The sequence below is a fragment of the Mesorhizobium sp. LSJC280B00 genome, assembly GCF_000502835.1.
Lineage (GTDB): Bacteria > Pseudomonadota > Alphaproteobacteria > Rhizobiales > Rhizobiaceae > Mesorhizobium.
The window spans coordinates 363082-378864 of record NZ_AYVL01000004.1 but is presented as its reverse complement, the minus strand read 5'-3'; the positions used below and the strand labels follow the sequence as shown (position 1 = coordinate 378864).

Below are 15783 nucleotides of genomic sequence, written 5' to 3'. Positions count from 1 at the left end.
CCCAGTTCACATGGCCGCGCAGTGCGGCAATTTCGGCTCAAGCATGATCGCGAACAGGCGGATGGCGGCGCTCAGTCGCGTCGCGCAAGGTCATGGCGGCTTCGGTCCTGTTGCTGACGTTGAGCTTGGCCAGGATTCGCGTCATGTGGTGCTTTATCGTCTTTTCATGCAGGTTCAGCCGAAGCCCGATCCGCTTGTTGCTCAGTCCCGCGGCAACCAGCGTCAGGATCTCCCTTTCGCGGCTGGTGAGGTCGGCAAGTCCTTCAGCTTTCGCCGGCTCTTTTGATTGAGCCGAGAGATCGGCCAACAGGCGCGCCGACAATTGTGGACAGACATATCGTTCGCCCGACGCTACCGTGCGCAGGATCGCAGCCAACGTCCTCGACCCGACCCCCTTCAGAACATAGCCCCTTGCCCCGCTCTGCAACGCGGTCATCACGTGCTGGTTTTCTTCCGAAACGGTCAGCATCACAATTTTCAGTGCCGGATGCCGCTCAAGGGCCGGTCCGATCACGCCAAGGCCACCTCCAGGAACCGAGATGTCCATCAGCAGAATGTCGGGCCGCTGGTCTTCGATTATCCGCAGGGCATCGTCTCTGCTGCTTCCTTCACCGACGATCTCGAACCCGCCGATCTGATCGAGCGTGCGCACAACGCCTTCCCTGAACAGCGGGTGGTCGTCGACGATGGCGAGCTTGATGGCTACTGTCATGTCTGCCCCATTTCAACGATGTTGAGGCCCATTCTTACGACTGTGCCACTCTGTGAGGAAGTCACGGTAAACTGACCCCCGAGGCTTTCCACCCGCTCGCGCAGCCCAACGAGTCCCAGCCTCTCGGGACGCACGATTTGCGGGTCAAAGCCAGCGCCGGCGTCGGCCACTTCGATACAAACGCGCTCGCCGTCGAAATGTTTCTCGACCGACTGACCTTCACCTCCGGCATGACGGAATCCATTGTTCAGCGCCTCCTGGACGAAGCGAAAGATGCAGATCTTGGCCGCCGGCGACAACGGCGCATGGCCGCCGGTCATCGATAATCTCACTTTGACGCCGGTTCGTTCTTCGTGCGCCTGTACGGCTAGCTGGAGAATTTCACCCAGTTCGGCATGCTCGATATGCGGCAGGACAAGGCCCTTGCTGATGCTCCTGATCTCGCGCATGGCATCGTCCAGATGTGCTTTGATGGCCAGCAATTCCTGTGCACGCTTCGATTGCGGCGTAGCGGGATCGGCAATGACGGGGCTGTCGATCCCCAGCGCCGCGAGAGCAACCAATTGCGCGGGGCCATCGTGCAAGTCCGCACCGATGCGCCTGAGATAGCGTTCGTTAAGTGCGGTGGCACGCTGCGAGGCACGCTGCACCCGCAGCCTCAACAGTCTGTTTTGCGCAAGCAGATCGGAAAGCTCGGCAATGCGCTGCTTCAACGAGCGGCTCTGCGAACTGATCATGCGGCTGCCACGGAACACGATTGCCGACAGCCCGAGAAAGAAGGCCGCTGTGACGGCGGCAACGTCCAGCCAGGTTCGAATGAGCGCCTGATGCAGGTTTCTTTCAAAATCAGTGGCGACCTCGTAGAATTCCGAAACGGCCACCACTTCCCCCGACCATGGCTGCAGCACCGGATTGTAGATCTCGAGGAGATGCAAGCCGCTGGCTCTTTCGGCCTCGCTGTCCGGATCGTCGAGCTTGTCGAACTCCGAAACCATTTGGCCTGCGAATGCCGTCCGGAGATTGTCGCTGGGTTCAAAGCGCTTGCCGATCAATGTCTTGTCGGTCGAATACAGGATGGTTCCGTCGCGACGCCAGAGCTTGAAGGATTCGAGCCTTGTGCCGAGTGCCCCTTGTCCCAGCGTTTCATCGAGCGCGTGGGCGACGCTCTCGTCGAGCACTTCGCTCTTGCGCATATCCGGAAGCAGCGGTGCGATAACGCTGTCCACGTAAAGAGCCGTTGCGGATGCCGAATTCTGCGTGACCACGGTTTCTATATGGTTCGTGACGGAAATCCCCACCACCACCATGGCTGACAGGGAAAATAGACCGCCCGCGAGCAGGAACTGCGTTGCCAGCGACAGCGCATTCCAACGGTCAACAAGGCTTGTCAGCCTGTGTGGCTTGGTGTTCCGAATGGCCCGCTCGACGGCACGCCGCACCAGTGGCGCGATTCTGGAGAGCCGGCTAATCCGTTGTCGAACGTCGCTGAAAGACGCCATCCTAGGTATGTAACCGATCAATCGCGATGGAACTAGGGCCTGATGAGAGGGCGAACAGCGTATCCGGCGCTTTTTTGGGCAAACCGTCTCATTGCGTCGTTCGGTAAAGCTCGGACGCGGCCTGCTTCAGTGCCGCCCGTCCATCCGGCCTCAGATACATCATGTGCCCGCCCTCCAGCACCTCGGTGCGAATGGGCTTTGCGCCGGCAAGCGAAGGAATTTGACCAAGCAGGTAGCGCGAGCCCATGTACGGCGTCACCAGGTCGCTGTAGCCGTTGACGATCAGCACGCCGAGGCTGGGGTTTAGCACGCGCGCCTGTTGAAGGTCGTCCATGACACCCGCATAGCCCTGACGCGTCGCGCTCGTCCCATAGTCCCAATTGCCGCTGACTTCACGGTTGAGAAGCCGATAGCTGATATCCGTGCGGAAGTTCAATTCATCACGCACATAGCCGACGAAAGCGGAGGTGAGCGCCGGCACGCTTCGGTCGAGCACCGGATCGGGACCCTCGACTCCCAGGCTCTCTGGCGCCACGTCCGCTGTCGCGATGTTGCCGTCATAGGCGCTGAGAACATTGCCCTTTGCCCGTGCAAACTCCTTGGCGAACAGCCCTATGGGAATGCGTGCAAAGTGCCGCTGGACGAGATCGAGCGGCAGACCGGTGATTGCGGCGACACGCTGGCTCGCCAGGCGTCCACCCTGCTCCAGCCCACCTGCCAGCGCGGCCAGATAATCGCCGAGCGCATAGCGTTCGACTTCCGCCAGCCGCTCCTGCAGGGCCGGGCCGGAAACGCCTTCGCTGTGTAGGCGCACTGCCGCCAGCGACGGCAGTTCCAGCGCCCAGTGGAGCGGCTGGAACTCGTCCGGGCGCACCAGCGTGAATTCGAGCGCCGGCGAAATCAGCACGACGCCACTCGGGCTGATGCCGATGTCTTCCTGAAGCTTCCTGGCGAGCAATGCTGCTCGAAAGCCGCCATAGCTTTCGCCAGCCAGGAAGACAGGCGATGCCGTACGGTTCGTCTGCGCCAGATAGAGCCGGATAAACGCGCCTATCGACGCGGCGTCCTGGCTGACGCCCCAGAAGCTGTGTGCTTCCGTGCCGGGCGCTTCACGGCTGTAGCCGGTTCCAACAGGGTCCACAAAGACCAAGTCGGTCATGTCGAGCCAAGTGTCGGGGTTGTCGAACAGCCTCTGCGGCGGCGGCAGGAAACTTCCATCGGCCGCCGTCGCCAGGACCCGCGGACCGAGCGCGCCGAGATGAAGATAAGCGGAAGCTGCTCCCGGACCGCCATTGAACACGAAGGTGATCGGGCGCCGCGGATCCGGTCCCGTTTCTTTCCCGGCGTGCAGAGCATAGGCGACATAGAAAATCTCGGCGGTGATATCGCCTTTGCCGGACGGTAATGACAGCGTGCCGGCCTTGGCCTCGTAATCGAGCGTGCGTCCGGCAATGACGATCGAATGATCGGAAGTCTGCGGCGGTGGCAGGAGCGAGAGAACCCCGCCTGTGGGCGGCGGCCGCTGGGCCGTCTCCGCGTGACCCACCCCAGTTCCGGCAACCAACAGCAGAAGAGCGAGGGCGATTTCTTGCAGCTTGATAGGCATGACGTCTCCGGAGCAATTGGCTGAAACTAGCACACCGTCGGCCGAACCAAAGTCACAGCACCGTGCGCCAGTACGTCTGACAAGAAGGGATCGGTTTGGGAAATCCGATGCCCAGGCGGAAGATAGGGCGCGAGGGTCACGGCGGCAGCCTCAACCTCTTCCAGCAGATGCGTGCGGCGGAATGGCGGACCAAACGACTTCGTGAATTTTCTGCCGGTTGACTCGATTGGCCCACTTCCTAGGTTGGCATTCGGGGCTCCCGTGCAATCCGAAGTTGGTATGACATCTTTCCACACCCGAAAGCTTGCCCTTCTCCTTCTATCGGCAAGCGCCGCCATCCTGTCTTCCTGCGTCATGCCCGACGACACGTCGAGCACTGCAAAAGAGGACGCCACGGCGGCAGCAGCCCGCAGGGAGATGGTCGGCCTTAGCGAGGCGGACGTTCGAATGTGCGCCGGCTTTCCGACCGCCACTGCCGATGTCGGCAAATCCGGCCAGATCTGGACCTATCAGCGCGTCGTTCAACGTGGCAATCTCAACATTGTGGTTCCGACGGTGGCCATTGGCCCGGTCCCTGCGCTCGGAGGTTCCGTCAACGTCGCCCCCGGCGGCTATTGCAACACACAAATTCGAATGGTTGACGGTCATGTTGCCGAGGTTGCCTACGCCGGCGACAACAACCTGCCGAACAACCGCGATGCGCTTTGTGTCAGCACGGTGGACGCCTGTGTCGCCTACGCCCGTCAGTATCATCCAGGCAGGGCAATGGGCAGATAGCGGGATGAGTGGCATTGCCGCTGATCTGAACGCCTGAGATTTCTGGTTTGCCGGCTAGTGACTATCCTCGATCCCGATCGAGCATCACCGATTTGACCTGATATCCCCGCTCTCAACCGCCGACCCGACCCCATCGCGAATAGTGGAGAAATAGCGGTCGGTTCCGACCTGCCCGCCCTTGAGGGCAATTTCCAGCCCATCGATCGCCTTAATGCTTGAATGCGCCACACAAAGTGGCGAGCCCGGCGATGCCGGCAGCGGCATTCGCACAGTCAGCGCGTCGACGCCCATCTGGCCAAGTGCATGGCTCGACGTGTCGCCGCCGGCGATGACCACGCGCAGTAGCTTCTCTTGAAGCGTCAGTTCGCGGAGAACCTCGCCAAGGCCGCGGCCGAGCTTATGGCGGGCGCCTTCCCGGAGATCGATTTCTGCACCGCGGTCGGCCGCAGGTCCGAGCGCGGTGTAGAGGATGACGCTGCGCCCGGCCCGTAGGCTGGAGCGGCCGGTTGCCACCGCGCGCGCAATCGCGTCGTTCGAAGCCTCAGAAACCAGTTTGACCGGGTCGAGCTCGATCCCGTCGAAGCCGTCGGCCAGAGCATGACGGATCTGTCGTTCCGTCGTCGGCGAGCAGCTCCCCGAGACCACGGCGATCCTGTCGACAGCGCCCGGCGGCGAAAAGGCGGATTTGGTATCCACGATCCGGTTCGATGCCCATTCGACCAGCAAGGCATATTCGATGCCTGAAGAGCCGACGACGAAATAACCGCCCGGCTTGCGAGCGCGCCAAATCTCCTTGCCGGCAAGTGCCTGGGTTTCCAGGCTATCGACATCGACAAGCACGATACCTGAGCCATTCTCCACAAGCCGGTCGAATGCTTTCGACCGCGACGCAGACTGCAGCGTCGCCAGGTCGACCAGGCCCGAGGCGAGGCTGGTCTGGCGCGACAGATGGATCAGCAGGTCGGATTCGTCCATCGGCGTGGTCGGATGGCGGCTCATCACGGGATGGCGGTCGATGCGGAAATATTTTTCGCGATAGGCCGCGAACAGATGACCGAAGGCGGTGTAGCGCTTCAGCTGCGGCGCGCCGACCACCAGCGGCACGCCGTCTTGCCGGAAAACCGAGCGGCCGATTTCGATCGCCCGGCCGATGCTGCCGATTGCCGGGCTGGAATCGAAGGTCGAGCAGACCTTGTAGTGGCAGATCTCGGCGTTGACGGTCTTCAGCCAGGCGAAGGCATCTCGCAGATGCGTGTCCATCCACTGCGGCGTCTCGCTGCGGCTGGTGCCGGCCAGCCCGAGGGCGCGGCAATGCGCAAATTGCGAAAGCAGCGCCTCGTCCGGCTGGCGCATGAACAGGACGGTCGGCACCCCGCCGAGCTCGAGCGCCTCCATAACGTCGGTCGAGCCGGTCAGGTCGTCGCCATAGTAACTCAGAAGCAGGTTTTGCATGGCGTCAGGCCGCCTCGCCGCCGCCGAACTTCTCGATCGACCGCGCCAGCTCGACATGGCTCAAGGCATAATCCGCCAACGGAATGTCTTGGACTGCCGCCTGCCAGGCCTGCTGCACGGCGCGCACGCCGGCGCCCGGCCCGTCCGGGTGGCTGACGATGCCACCGCCGCAGAGATAGAGAAGATCGACCGTTCGGCCGGTTCGCTGGAAGGTTTCAGGCGCCTGCCCGCCCCACTGGCCGGAGCCGGCGACCGGCAATGCGCAATCGGCCGGCGAAAAGATCGGCGTGGTCACCGCCTTGAAGGATTCGACGAAGGACCAGTCGGGTTCCCAGTATTTCGAGGCGATGCCGTTGATCTGGAACTGGTCGACGCCGAGCAACCGCCAGAACTGCTGCCAGACCTTGAAATCCATGCCGAGGCCGGGATGGCGGGTGAGAATGTCCCAGCCATTGCGGTGGGCATGGAGCACCAGGCTAGAGCGCTTTCGGAGGTAAGCCATGCCACCAAAGCCGATCGAATTGATGTTGACCACCGCGCAATTGCCACCGGCCTTTGCCACCAGATCGTGGTTTCGCATCATCTCGTCGGGATCGGCATGTGAAATGCCGAAGGCATACATGACCTTCTTACCGCTCTTCTGCTCGTGGTCGAGGATCAGCGGCATGATTGCCCTCACTCGCTCCGACAGCGGTGAATAGGCCGGGCTCATCAGCTTCTCGTCGTCCTTGATGAAGTCGACGCCAGCGGCAATCAGCTCTTGCACCATTGCGGCCGTCTCGTACGGGCGGAGTCCCAGCGCCGGCTTGACGATGGTCCCGATGATCGGACGATCCGCGACACCGGTCAGCCTGCGGCTGCCCGTGACGCCGAATTGCGGGCCCGGATGCGCGCCCCGGTACTCCTCGGGTAGCTTCATGTCGACGACACGGATGCCGGACAGGCCCTTGATCGAAAAGGCGCCGCCGATGGCGATGGTCATCAGCGCCGACAGGTCGGTGCCGATGGCGTCCAGCGGAAAGGCGATATCGATGTCGGCGCGCTTGACCGGGCCGTTGCGTGCTTCGGGGCTTGCTCCCGAACCGGTTTCGGGAAGGGACGGCCGGTCCGCGTCCGGCAGATGCCGTATCGCCAGGACTCGCGCTGCGACCCTGGCCTTGAGCTCTTCCGTCTCGCCGGCCAGCGCGACGAAGGTCCCGGTCGACTGGTCGCTTGCAATCTTGGCCGCCAGCGCCTCGATATTGCCGGGCGTTTCGATGCGATAGGTAAGAACAATCATATTCGCGCGGCCTGCCGGGGTGGTTCGAAAAAGGTTCCTTGGCCCTTGAAATCTGGTATAATGAGTACATAAGCTTTGCAAGCCCTATCCGGCTGGGCAGGGCCGGGCGAGCCGGCAGCAGGCGTTCCGGAATTCACGCCGGAAATGCTAGATAGGGGGCCGGCCAAAGGAGTGATTCGCGACGATGAACCGTTCGGAGCCGATCGTCCGGCGCAAGCTTTCCGACGAAGTATTCTTGAGACTGAAGCGCTTGATCACCGGCGGCGAATTGCTGCCGGGTGACGACATGCCGTCGGAGCGCGAATTGATGGAGCGTTTCGAGGTCGGCAGGCCGGCGATCCGCGAGGCGATGCAGGCATTGAGCAATATGGGGCTGGTCGCGATCTCGCATGGCGAGCGTGCCAAGGTGCTGCAGCTCACCGCCAAGTCGATCATCAAGCAGGTCGACGGCGCAGCCAAGATCATCCTGTCGTCATCGAAAGACACGCTCGAGCACCTCAAGAACGCGCGCATCTTCTTCGAGCGCGGAATGGTCAAGGAAGCTGCAGAAAAGGCCACAGCCGAGGACGTGCAGCGGCTGCGGGAAACGGTCGCCGAGCAGCGCAGCCATCGTGGCAACTCGGAAGCCTTCATATCCGCCGACATGAAATTCCACACACAGATCGCGGCAATATCCGGTAACCCGATCTATGTCGCCGTCAGCGAGGCAATGCTAGGCTGGCTAAAGGAATACCACACCGAAATGCTGATCTGGACCGGCAAGGAAAAGTTCACGCTAACCGAGCACGAAGAGATCGTCGGACGCATCGAAGTCAAGGATGCGGATGGCGCCGAGAAGGCGATGATCAAGCACCTCGAACGCTCGCGCGCGCTCTACGTGATGAATTCCGGCAACTGAAAATCAAGTGCAGGTCCCGACCGGCGTCGCGGTCGGACCTTGCTCTCGGCCTACTGGCTGACCACAGATCAGCCTGAGCCCGGACCGACGCAGTTTTATGTTGCCGTCTGAATCCGGTGTATGTGCCGCGTTGTTTTCATTCAGCGATTTCAGCATTTGCATCTTCCCAGCCGTGGATTTCCGCCGCCCGCTTTCGTCAGCAGGCCCGCATAGGCCCGTCTTGGAGGCGCCTGGCTTCTTCTTGAATTGGCAATTCTTGCAAAGACTATGCTAGATTTGCCAATCGGCGAGAACGACACCCGGAGAACCGCAATGGCTGACAGGAGCCTCCACGTCGTGATCTGGCTGCCGACGAATTTCTATTCGGCCGTCGTCTCGACGCTCGTGGAAATGTTTCAGCTTGTGAATGACGTCTGCCGGTCACAGGTTCTCTCCTGTGAGTTCGTTTCAAGGGGCGCGCCGTCGACATCAAGTACAGGAATTTCCTTCCCGACGAAGGCTCAACCATCCCGGAAAATGGATGTCCTGATTCTCATTGCGATGCCGGGCGTCGAGATTCCGGAGCTTCTGCGCTCGCTCGACGAGGAGAGTGAACATTCAAAACCGCTGATCGCGCTCGCGCAACAGCAGGACGCAATCATCGCAGCACATTGCGGCGCGTGTTATCTGCTCGCCAATTCGGGATTATTGGACGGTAAACGCGCAACGATATCCTGGTGGCTGAAAGCCGAGGCAAGCCGCCGGTTTCCGCAAGTGCGATGGGACGCTTCCCGCCTGCTCATTCGCCAGGACCGCCTTTACACATGCGGAGGCGGGTTTTCCGGACTCGAACTCGCCAGGGCTTTGCTGATCGATCTGGGCTTCTCGAAAGAGGAGCGGATCATTCGAAAACTTCTGGTTCTTCCTCCGCCGCGCAAATTCCAGAGTCCCTACGAATTTTCTCTCGACGAAATTTCGAACGAGGCCAGCCCATTCGAGAACAAGCTGCGCGAGCTCTCGAAAGACAAGATGTCGGAAATCGATCTGAAATTTCTCGCAACTGAATTGGGCATGTCTTCGCGAACCCTGTCTCGCAGATTTTTCGACGAACTCCAGACAACGCCGGGAAAATGGATCCAGGAACGGCGGCTGGAGTTGGCAAAATCCATGCTTGAGGAAACGAAACTGAGTGTTTCAGAAATTTGCTATCGCGTCGGATATCAGGACGTCGCCTCGTTCAGCCGTCTTTTTTCCAAGACAACTGGAATGGCACCAGGCGAGTTTCGAAAGCAAATCCGGTGACAAGTCGGCAACGGAAGTGCTGCGGCTACGGGCAACCGCCGCGGAAGTGCGGCTATCCATGAGCCTCGGCAAATGACTTCAGCCGATCCGGACGATTGCATAGGGTGTCATCACAAGATGGTCTCGGACCGACGTATCTCGCGGAATCTTGCGCGATATTCGTCCATCCCAGATCTTCAGAGGACCCCGATCGGAGCCGAGCCCGGAAACATCGACTGGAACGTCGTCCGAGGTAAGGTTCGCCAGCCAGACGATGATCTTGCCTGTCTGGGAGCGGCCGGCCAGTGCCAGCACCCGCGTCTCATCGGTCGTTGTCGCCGCCATATGCGCATGGCCGGCCAGATCGCAAAGTCCTTTCACCGCGTGGAAAATCGGCCGGGGTGCACCTTCTTCGACAGGTTCGCCCGACGAGGCCAGTACGCCGAATGGTCCGGTGAAGCTGCAGAGCGTGAGCATTTCGAGCCCGGCCGGCGCAACGCGCGCGGCATAGCCGATCGTCCACGCGGCCCCGAACAGCCCGGCATGGCGAGGGTCGCGGTCGGCCATGGCAATGCGCTGATTGTCGGGATTGGCCTTGGTCGCGCCGCCATAAGGGTTCTGGCGCATGGCAATGGTCGACGGCCCGATCCGATAAGGTATTGTTCCGAAGATCGTTCGTACTGACGCCGTGATGAAAGGCAGTGCCCCCAGCGATTGCATGACGCTGAGATCGTCGGCGGCGTGCACGATCGGGCAGGTGCAATGCGTGACGAAATCGAGCGGGTCAGCCGGCACACGCTTGCGATTGAGTTCGGTGAAATAACTGAACATGCCGCCACCGAGGCTGGTGTCGGGAAAGGCGCGCCGCGCCGCGGCATAGACGTCTTCGAGCGGTGGGCATTGCGGCCATGCGCTGCCCGGCGGCGTCGACTGCCGGTCGACCGAGGGCGAGACGGCAATGGCCGAAAGCTTGAGCCCGGCCTGGCGCACCATGTCGGCGACGCCTGAAAGCTCGGCGTCGAGATCGCCGTCGCCGGCAATGACACATTCGAGCGTTGTCCGGACCGGATAGGCGGCGGCGAGCTGGGCGTAAGCCCGCAAGGCGTCGAGCCCATGGCCACGCGTCGGGTCGTAATGGAACATCAATTGCTGCGGACCAAGCTCGGACAGCATCGGCAGCTTGCCCAGCGCCGCCTCGACCTCATCCGGATAGACGATCACGCCGATATCCGGCAGCGCCGGTCCGGCTTTGCCGAGCGTGACGCGAATTGGTTCGACGGTTGCCGCAGCCGCCGGCAGTTTCCCGCGACCCTCTATCCGCAAGCTGATGGTCTGGCGGAAGGTCTTGCCGGCGGGCAGCACATAGGGCCATGGCAGCGCGAGCGGCCGGACATAGGTCTTGTAGGAGGCATCCGACCAGTTGCGCTGGTCCTCCATCTCGAAAGTATCGCCTTGCATACGGCATTCGGCGGTGACGCCCGGCCGGACCTCATGGGTGATCGCCCGCAGATCCTTGAAAGGCTGCCAGGCATCGATCAGCTCTGGAAGCCGCGTCGCGACCACGCTGCCATCGGTATGCTCGACTGTGACCGGGCTGCCGGCCAGGCCGGCAATCGGATGCAGGATGCAGAAGCCGCAGCGATTGGTCTCGAAATCGTTGTCGGGAAGAGCGCTCACGTCGAAGATCAGCTGGCCATCAGCCGAGCCCTTGATGGTCGCACGGAAGTCGAGCCGGCTTCCCTCTGGTCCGAAACAACCTGCCGAATAGCTGACGAAGAAAGCGTCATCGCCCTGGTCGATGATTAAATCGGTGAGCGTCGGCTCGTAGGTGCCCCAGTCGCGATCCCTGACGATGTAGGCGATGGCACGCAGAACTTCGGTGTCGCCGTGGCGGATGCTGCGCAGATTGCCGTTGACGAAGTCCGCCGTCAGCGCGCCGGCGCGCAGCCTGACCGGTTCGGCTTCAACGGCACGTGTGCCGTAGAGGAGGAAGGCGTCGGCTGTCATTTCAGCAAGGCGTCGAGTTGCACCGGCTCCCGGCTTGCGGCGCCGGCATAGGCTGCCTCGACCAGCGCTAATGTCTTGAGGTTGTCCGCGCCCGAGGTCGCGGGCTCGGTTCCGTTGGTCAGGCAATCGACCCAGTGCTTTTGAATGGCGACGACGCTTTCCTGGATGTTGTGCCACGGCCGTGATGCCCAGGCCAGCAGCGGTGGCGAGACGTCGCTCACGGCTGTCCCGCTCCTGCCGGTGACGGTGAGCCGGTAGCCCTGCGCCAGCCGGATCGTGCCGTCGCTGCCGTCGATCTCGATCAGCGTCTCCGGAAACGGCTCGGTAGCGAGCTTGCTCGCGTAGCTGCAGTCGACCACGGAAGTGGCGCCGCTCGTGTGGTCCATCAGCATCGTCGCAACGTCCTCGCCGGCAATGCCGGGATTGATGCGCGCCGTTCGCGCAGTGACGGTCGAGACGTCGCCCAGCAGGAAGCGGGCGATGTCGAGGATGTGGATACCCAGATCCTCGATGATGAAGCGCTTTCCCGTCGCCAGATAAGGCTGGCCAGAAAACACGTCATAGGCAGAGCGGAACGAGATCCGTCCGAAAAAGGGGGGGCCGATTTCGCCGCTGTCGAGCACGGTACGCACCGCCTGGATCGGCGACTGCCAGCGAAAATTCTCATGCACCATCAGCGGCACGCCGGCGTCAGCACAGGCCTTTACCATCGCCTTGGCGTCGGCAAGCGTCGGCGCAAACGGTTTTTGGCAGATTGCCGGAACGCCGTGCTGCGCCGCCATCTCCACGAGCATTCTGTGGCTTGGTGCGGTGGTGGCGATGTCGACGAAATCCAGCCTTTCGCCGGCAAACAGCGCTGCCGCGTCGGTATAGCGCCGCGCGACCCCGAACTGGTCGCCGACGATCCGCAGCCGGTCCGGATCACGGTCGCAGATGGCGGCGATCGAGGCGCCCTCTATGTCGCGCCAGGCATGCAACTGGTTGACGGCAAAGAAGCCGCAGCCGATCAGCGCTCCACGCAGTTCCGCCATGTCAGCCGGCCTTTGCCATCTGCATCAGCGTGACACGGCTCTGCAGCCGGCGCTGTGCCTGGTCGACGACGACGGCGACGATGATGACGAGGCCCTTGATCACCATCTGCCAGAACGAGCTCACTCCCATCATCACCAGCCCGTCCGAAAGGATGCCGATGACGAAGGCGCCGACAATGGTACCGCCGATGGTACCGCGACCGCCCGACATCGAGGTGCCGCCGAGCACCGCCGCGGCAATGGCGTTCAGCTCGAAGCTCTCGCCGGTCGCCGGATGCGACGCCATCAGCTCGGACGAGATGATCAGCCCGACGATCGCCGCGCAGAAGCCGGAGAACATGTAGACGAACATCTTCACCATATTGACGCGGACGCCCGAAATCCGCGCCGCCCGTTCGTTGCCGCCGACCGCGAAGATGTGGCGGCCGAGCGGGGTGTATTTGGCGAGATAGGCCGCCCCTAGCGCAACGACGAGCAGAATCCAGAGCGCGACCGGCAGGCCGAGCAACCGGCCGGCGCCGAGAAAGCCGAATCCGGTGGTGCCGAGCTCCGGCTTGCCGACGAGATTGGGGAAAGTACGGCCGTCCGACGACAGCAGCGCCAGGCCGCGTGCGACATAGAGCACGCCGAGCGTGGCAATGAAAGGCGCAACGTTAAGCCTGGTGATCAGCAAGCCGTTGACGGCGCCGATCAATATGCCGACGGCAAGCGTGATCAGCGCGATCTCGAAGACGTTGAAATAGATGGTGTAGCCGACCTGCAGGTCGATGCCGTTGAGCACGAGGTAGCCGGCCACCATGCCGCACAGGCCGACGATCGAGCCGACCGACAGGTCGATGCCGCCGGTGATGATGACGAAGGTCATGCCCATTGCGAGGAATGCGTTCAGCGCCACGTGCTTCGACATCAGGATAAGATTGGCGGCCGATAGGAAATTGGGGGCGGCTATCGAGAAGAATAACAGCACGGCGATCAGCGCGATGAACGTCCTCGCCTTCATCAGCGTCAGCAGGACCGAGCCGCCCGACATGGAGTTGACCGCCGCCTTGGCTGGGATGTCAGTCATGCGCCTTGCTCTCCGTGCGGGACCGGTCCGTGGCCGAAGGCCGAGGCAGCGACGAGCGCGGCCTCCGTCGCCTCTGCGCGATCGAACATGCCGGTCAATTTTCCATTGCTCATCACTGCGATACGGTCGGACAACGCCATCACTTCGTCGAGATCGGAGGTGGCAAACAGAATCCCCAGGCCGTCGCGCGACAGCTTGCGCATGGTGCGGAACACGTCGGCCTTGGCGCCGACGTCGATGCCGCGGCTGGGCTCGTCCATCAACAGCACCTTCGGGCCGGTGAGCAGCGCCTTGCCGATCACCACCTTCTGCTGGTTGCCGCCTGACAGCGACGAGACTTCCTGCGCCGGATCGGCGACCTTGATGGCCAGTTCGCGCACCGTCTGGGTCACCGCCTGTCGTTCGGCGGCACCACGAATGTGGAACAGGCGCACGAACCGCGACAGGCTGGCCAGCGTCAGATTGCTGGCGACGGAGAGGATCGACACCAGCCCTTCGCGCTGGCGGTCTTCGGGGATCAGCGCCAGGCCGCGCCGGATGCGCCGCGTCGTGTCGCGCTCGTGCACTTTTTTGCCGGCAATGAATATCGCGCCCGTCGAATGGCCGTGGCGGCCCATGATGCAGTCGAACAGCTCGCTGCGTCCGGCGCCCATCAGGCCATAGATGCCGAGGATTTCGCCGGTGCGTAGCGATAGCGAGACGTGATCGACCGCAAGCCCGCCGGTGACGCGCGGCAGGCAGATGTCCTCGGCGCGGAATATTTCCTCGCCCGGCACATGGCCGTCGGCCTTGGCGAAGTCCTTGGCGTCCGAGCCGATCATCTGCCGCACGATCCATTGGGTGTCGACGTCTTTCATCTCCGCCTGGCCGGTGATGCGCCCGTCGCGCAGCACCGTGATGGTGTCGCCGATGCGGATCAGTTCCTCGAGCCGGTGCGAGATGTAGACGATTGCCACGCCGCGTGCCTTGAGGTCGGCAATCACCTTGAACAGGATCTCGACTTCCGCCGCGCTGAGCGCCGAGGTCGGTTCATCCATGATCAGGATGCGCGCATCGAGCGAAACCGCCTTGGCGATCTCGACCAGCTGCTGCTGGCCGATGCGCAGATCCTCGACCAGCATGTCGGGCCGGATGCCGGCTTCCAGGCGTTCAAGGAACTCCGCCGCGCGGCGCTCCTGCTCCTTGCGGTCGATCTTGCGGAAGCGGTTGGTGATCTCGCGGGTGGCGAAAATATTTTCGGCGACAGTCAGATTGCCGAACAGATTCAGCTCCTGGAAAACCATGCCGATGCCGCGGCTCACGGCATCACCGGAAGACGAGAATGAAACCTCCTCGCCGTCCAGCAAGATGCGCCCGAGCGTCGGTTGCTCGACGCCGGCGATGATCTTCATCAGCGTCGATTTGCCGGCTCCGTTTTCGCCGACCAGCACGTTGACCGCGCCTTTGCGCACCTCGAAATTCGCCCGCTTGACCGCGACGGTGCCGGAATAGACTTTCGAGACGTCCTCCAGCTTTAGGATGACATCTTGATCGCCGGTCATGGCTTCGGCCCGATCTTTGCTTCCGCCGGCGTCACCAGCGGCAGGTCCTGGCCACTGCCCGGCGTATAGGCGCCAAGTACCTCGACGCTGCGGCCCTCGAGTGCCTCGCGCGGCAGCTTGGAAAGCACGGTCTTGTCGGCATAGGCGTTGAAAGCCTTGCCGAACTGGGCGAAGTCGATCTGGTTGGTGAAATCGTTGAACTGGATGAAGTCGAGGCTGTCGCGCAGCGCGGTTCCGCGCATGGCGGGTCCGATCTGCACCCGCGCGTCCGCCTTGCCGTCGCCGTCGGCATCGATGTCCATCGTCGCCGCGCGTGACTGTGTGTTGGCTGCCACGACCTTGCCCTCGAGCCGAACCGCGAAGGTCCATGGCGAATTCGCCTGCTTTTTCGGATTGCCGTATTTGGCGCCGGCAGCGGCGGGATCGGTCTTGGCCAAGGCATGAACCTCGGGAAACGGCCCGGCCTTCTGCTGCAGATAGGGTATCACTTTCGCCGCCCAGATGTCCTCGACCATCTTGTCGGGATTGAACGCGGAGCCAGTGCCGCCGTTTTCCGCCGACGGCGTCGGCAAGATCTTGCAGGCGGTCAGGCTGCCTATTGCTGCGAGGAACAATGCGACAAAGATCGGCCGGGTCAGCGTGTTGAACATGTCGG

13 protein-coding genes are annotated in these 15783 nt (G+C 62.2%); 3 read left to right on the top strand and 10 right to left on the bottom strand.

Features of this window, described 5'->3' with window-relative positions:
- Positions 1-37: 37 nt before the first annotated feature.
- The 3 genes from X773_RS48020 to X773_RS48010 all read right to left on the bottom strand — a co-directional run bounded on the left by X773_RS48020 (position 38) and on the right by X773_RS48010 (position 3817).
- Positions 38-712, bottom strand: a complete 675-nt coding sequence (locus X773_RS48020) for a response regulator transcription factor (protein WP_023675488.1) — start codon at positions 710-712, stop codon at positions 38-40.
- Entirely contained in the window at positions 709-2151 is a 1443-nt protein-coding gene (locus X773_RS48015) for a sensor histidine kinase (protein WP_023675487.1), read from the bottom strand. Before X773_RS48015 ends, X773_RS48020 begins: the two co-directional genes overlap by 4 nt.
- 148 nt (positions 2152-2299) lie before the next feature.
- A complete protein-coding gene (locus X773_RS48010; protein WP_023675486.1) occupies positions 2300-3817 on the bottom strand; it encodes an alpha/beta hydrolase in 1518 nt (505 codons plus the stop codon).
- 279 nt (positions 3818-4096) lie between these two features.
- On the opposite strand from X773_RS48010, the gene X773_RS48005 reads away from it, so the two are divergent.
- Entirely contained in the window at positions 4097-4594 is a 498-nt protein-coding gene (locus tag X773_RS48005; RefSeq protein ID WP_023675485.1) for a hypothetical protein, read from the top strand.
- 84 nt (positions 4595-4678) lie between these two features.
- On the opposite strand, the gene X773_RS48000 is transcribed toward X773_RS48005, so the two are convergent.
- The gene (locus X773_RS48000; RefSeq protein ID WP_023675484.1) at positions 4679-6046 is read right to left on the bottom strand and encodes a four-carbon acid sugar kinase family protein; all 1368 of its coding nucleotides are present in this window, start codon (positions 6044-6046) and stop codon (positions 4679-4681) included.
- Between the two features lie 4 nt (positions 6047-6050).
- Complete coding sequence (oiaX, locus tag X773_RS47995) at positions 6051-7325, bottom strand: 3-oxo-isoapionate-4-phosphate decarboxylase OiaX (protein WP_023675483.1); 1275 nt, start codon at positions 7323-7325, stop codon at positions 6051-6053.
- Between the two features lie 184 nt (positions 7326-7509).
- Between oiaX and X773_RS47990 the strand changes: the two genes are divergently transcribed.
- On the top strand, positions 7510-8223 hold the full coding sequence (locus tag X773_RS47990) for a transcriptional regulator NanR (RefSeq protein ID WP_023675482.1): 714 nt from the start codon (positions 7510-7512) through the stop codon (positions 8221-8223).
- A 312-nt stretch (positions 8224-8535) separates the two neighbouring features.
- Positions 8536-9504 carry a helix-turn-helix domain-containing protein gene (locus tag X773_RS47985; RefSeq protein WP_198023535.1) on the top strand — a complete coding sequence of 323 codons (969 nt, stop codon included), beginning with the start codon at positions 8536-8538 and terminating at the stop codon, positions 9502-9504.
- Positions 9505-9582: 78 nt separating this feature from the next.
- Here the strand turns inward: X773_RS47985 and X773_RS47980 are convergent, their stop codons facing one another.
- Genes X773_RS47980 through X773_RS47960 form a run of 5 tightly spaced genes read right to left on the bottom strand, consistent with a single transcriptional unit; the run spans position 9583 to position 15778 of the window.
- Complete coding sequence (locus tag X773_RS47980) at positions 9583-11490, bottom strand: hypothetical protein (protein WP_023675480.1); 1908 nt, start codon at positions 11488-11490, stop codon at positions 9583-9585.
- Positions 11487-12521, bottom strand: a complete 1035-nt coding sequence (locus X773_RS47975) for a Gfo/Idh/MocA family oxidoreductase (protein WP_023675479.1) — start codon at positions 12519-12521, stop codon at positions 11487-11489. The genes X773_RS47980 and X773_RS47975 overlap by 4 nt, the downstream gene beginning before the upstream one ends.
- A 1-nt stretch (position 12522) precedes the next feature.
- Positions 12523-13587, bottom strand: coding sequence for an ABC transporter permease (locus tag X773_RS47970; RefSeq protein ID WP_023675478.1), 1065 nt, complete (start codon positions 13585-13587; stop codon positions 12523-12525).
- On the bottom strand, positions 13584-15128 hold the full coding sequence (locus tag X773_RS47965) for a sugar ABC transporter ATP-binding protein (protein WP_023675477.1): 1545 nt from the start codon (positions 15126-15128) through the stop codon (positions 13584-13586). Before X773_RS47965 ends, X773_RS47970 begins: the two co-directional genes overlap by 4 nt.
- Entirely contained in the window at positions 15125-15778 is a 654-nt protein-coding gene (locus X773_RS47960; RefSeq protein ID WP_023675476.1) for a DUF2291 family protein, read from the bottom strand. The genes X773_RS47965 and X773_RS47960 overlap by 4 nt, the downstream gene beginning before the upstream one ends.
- Positions 15779-15783 lie beyond the last annotated feature (5 nt).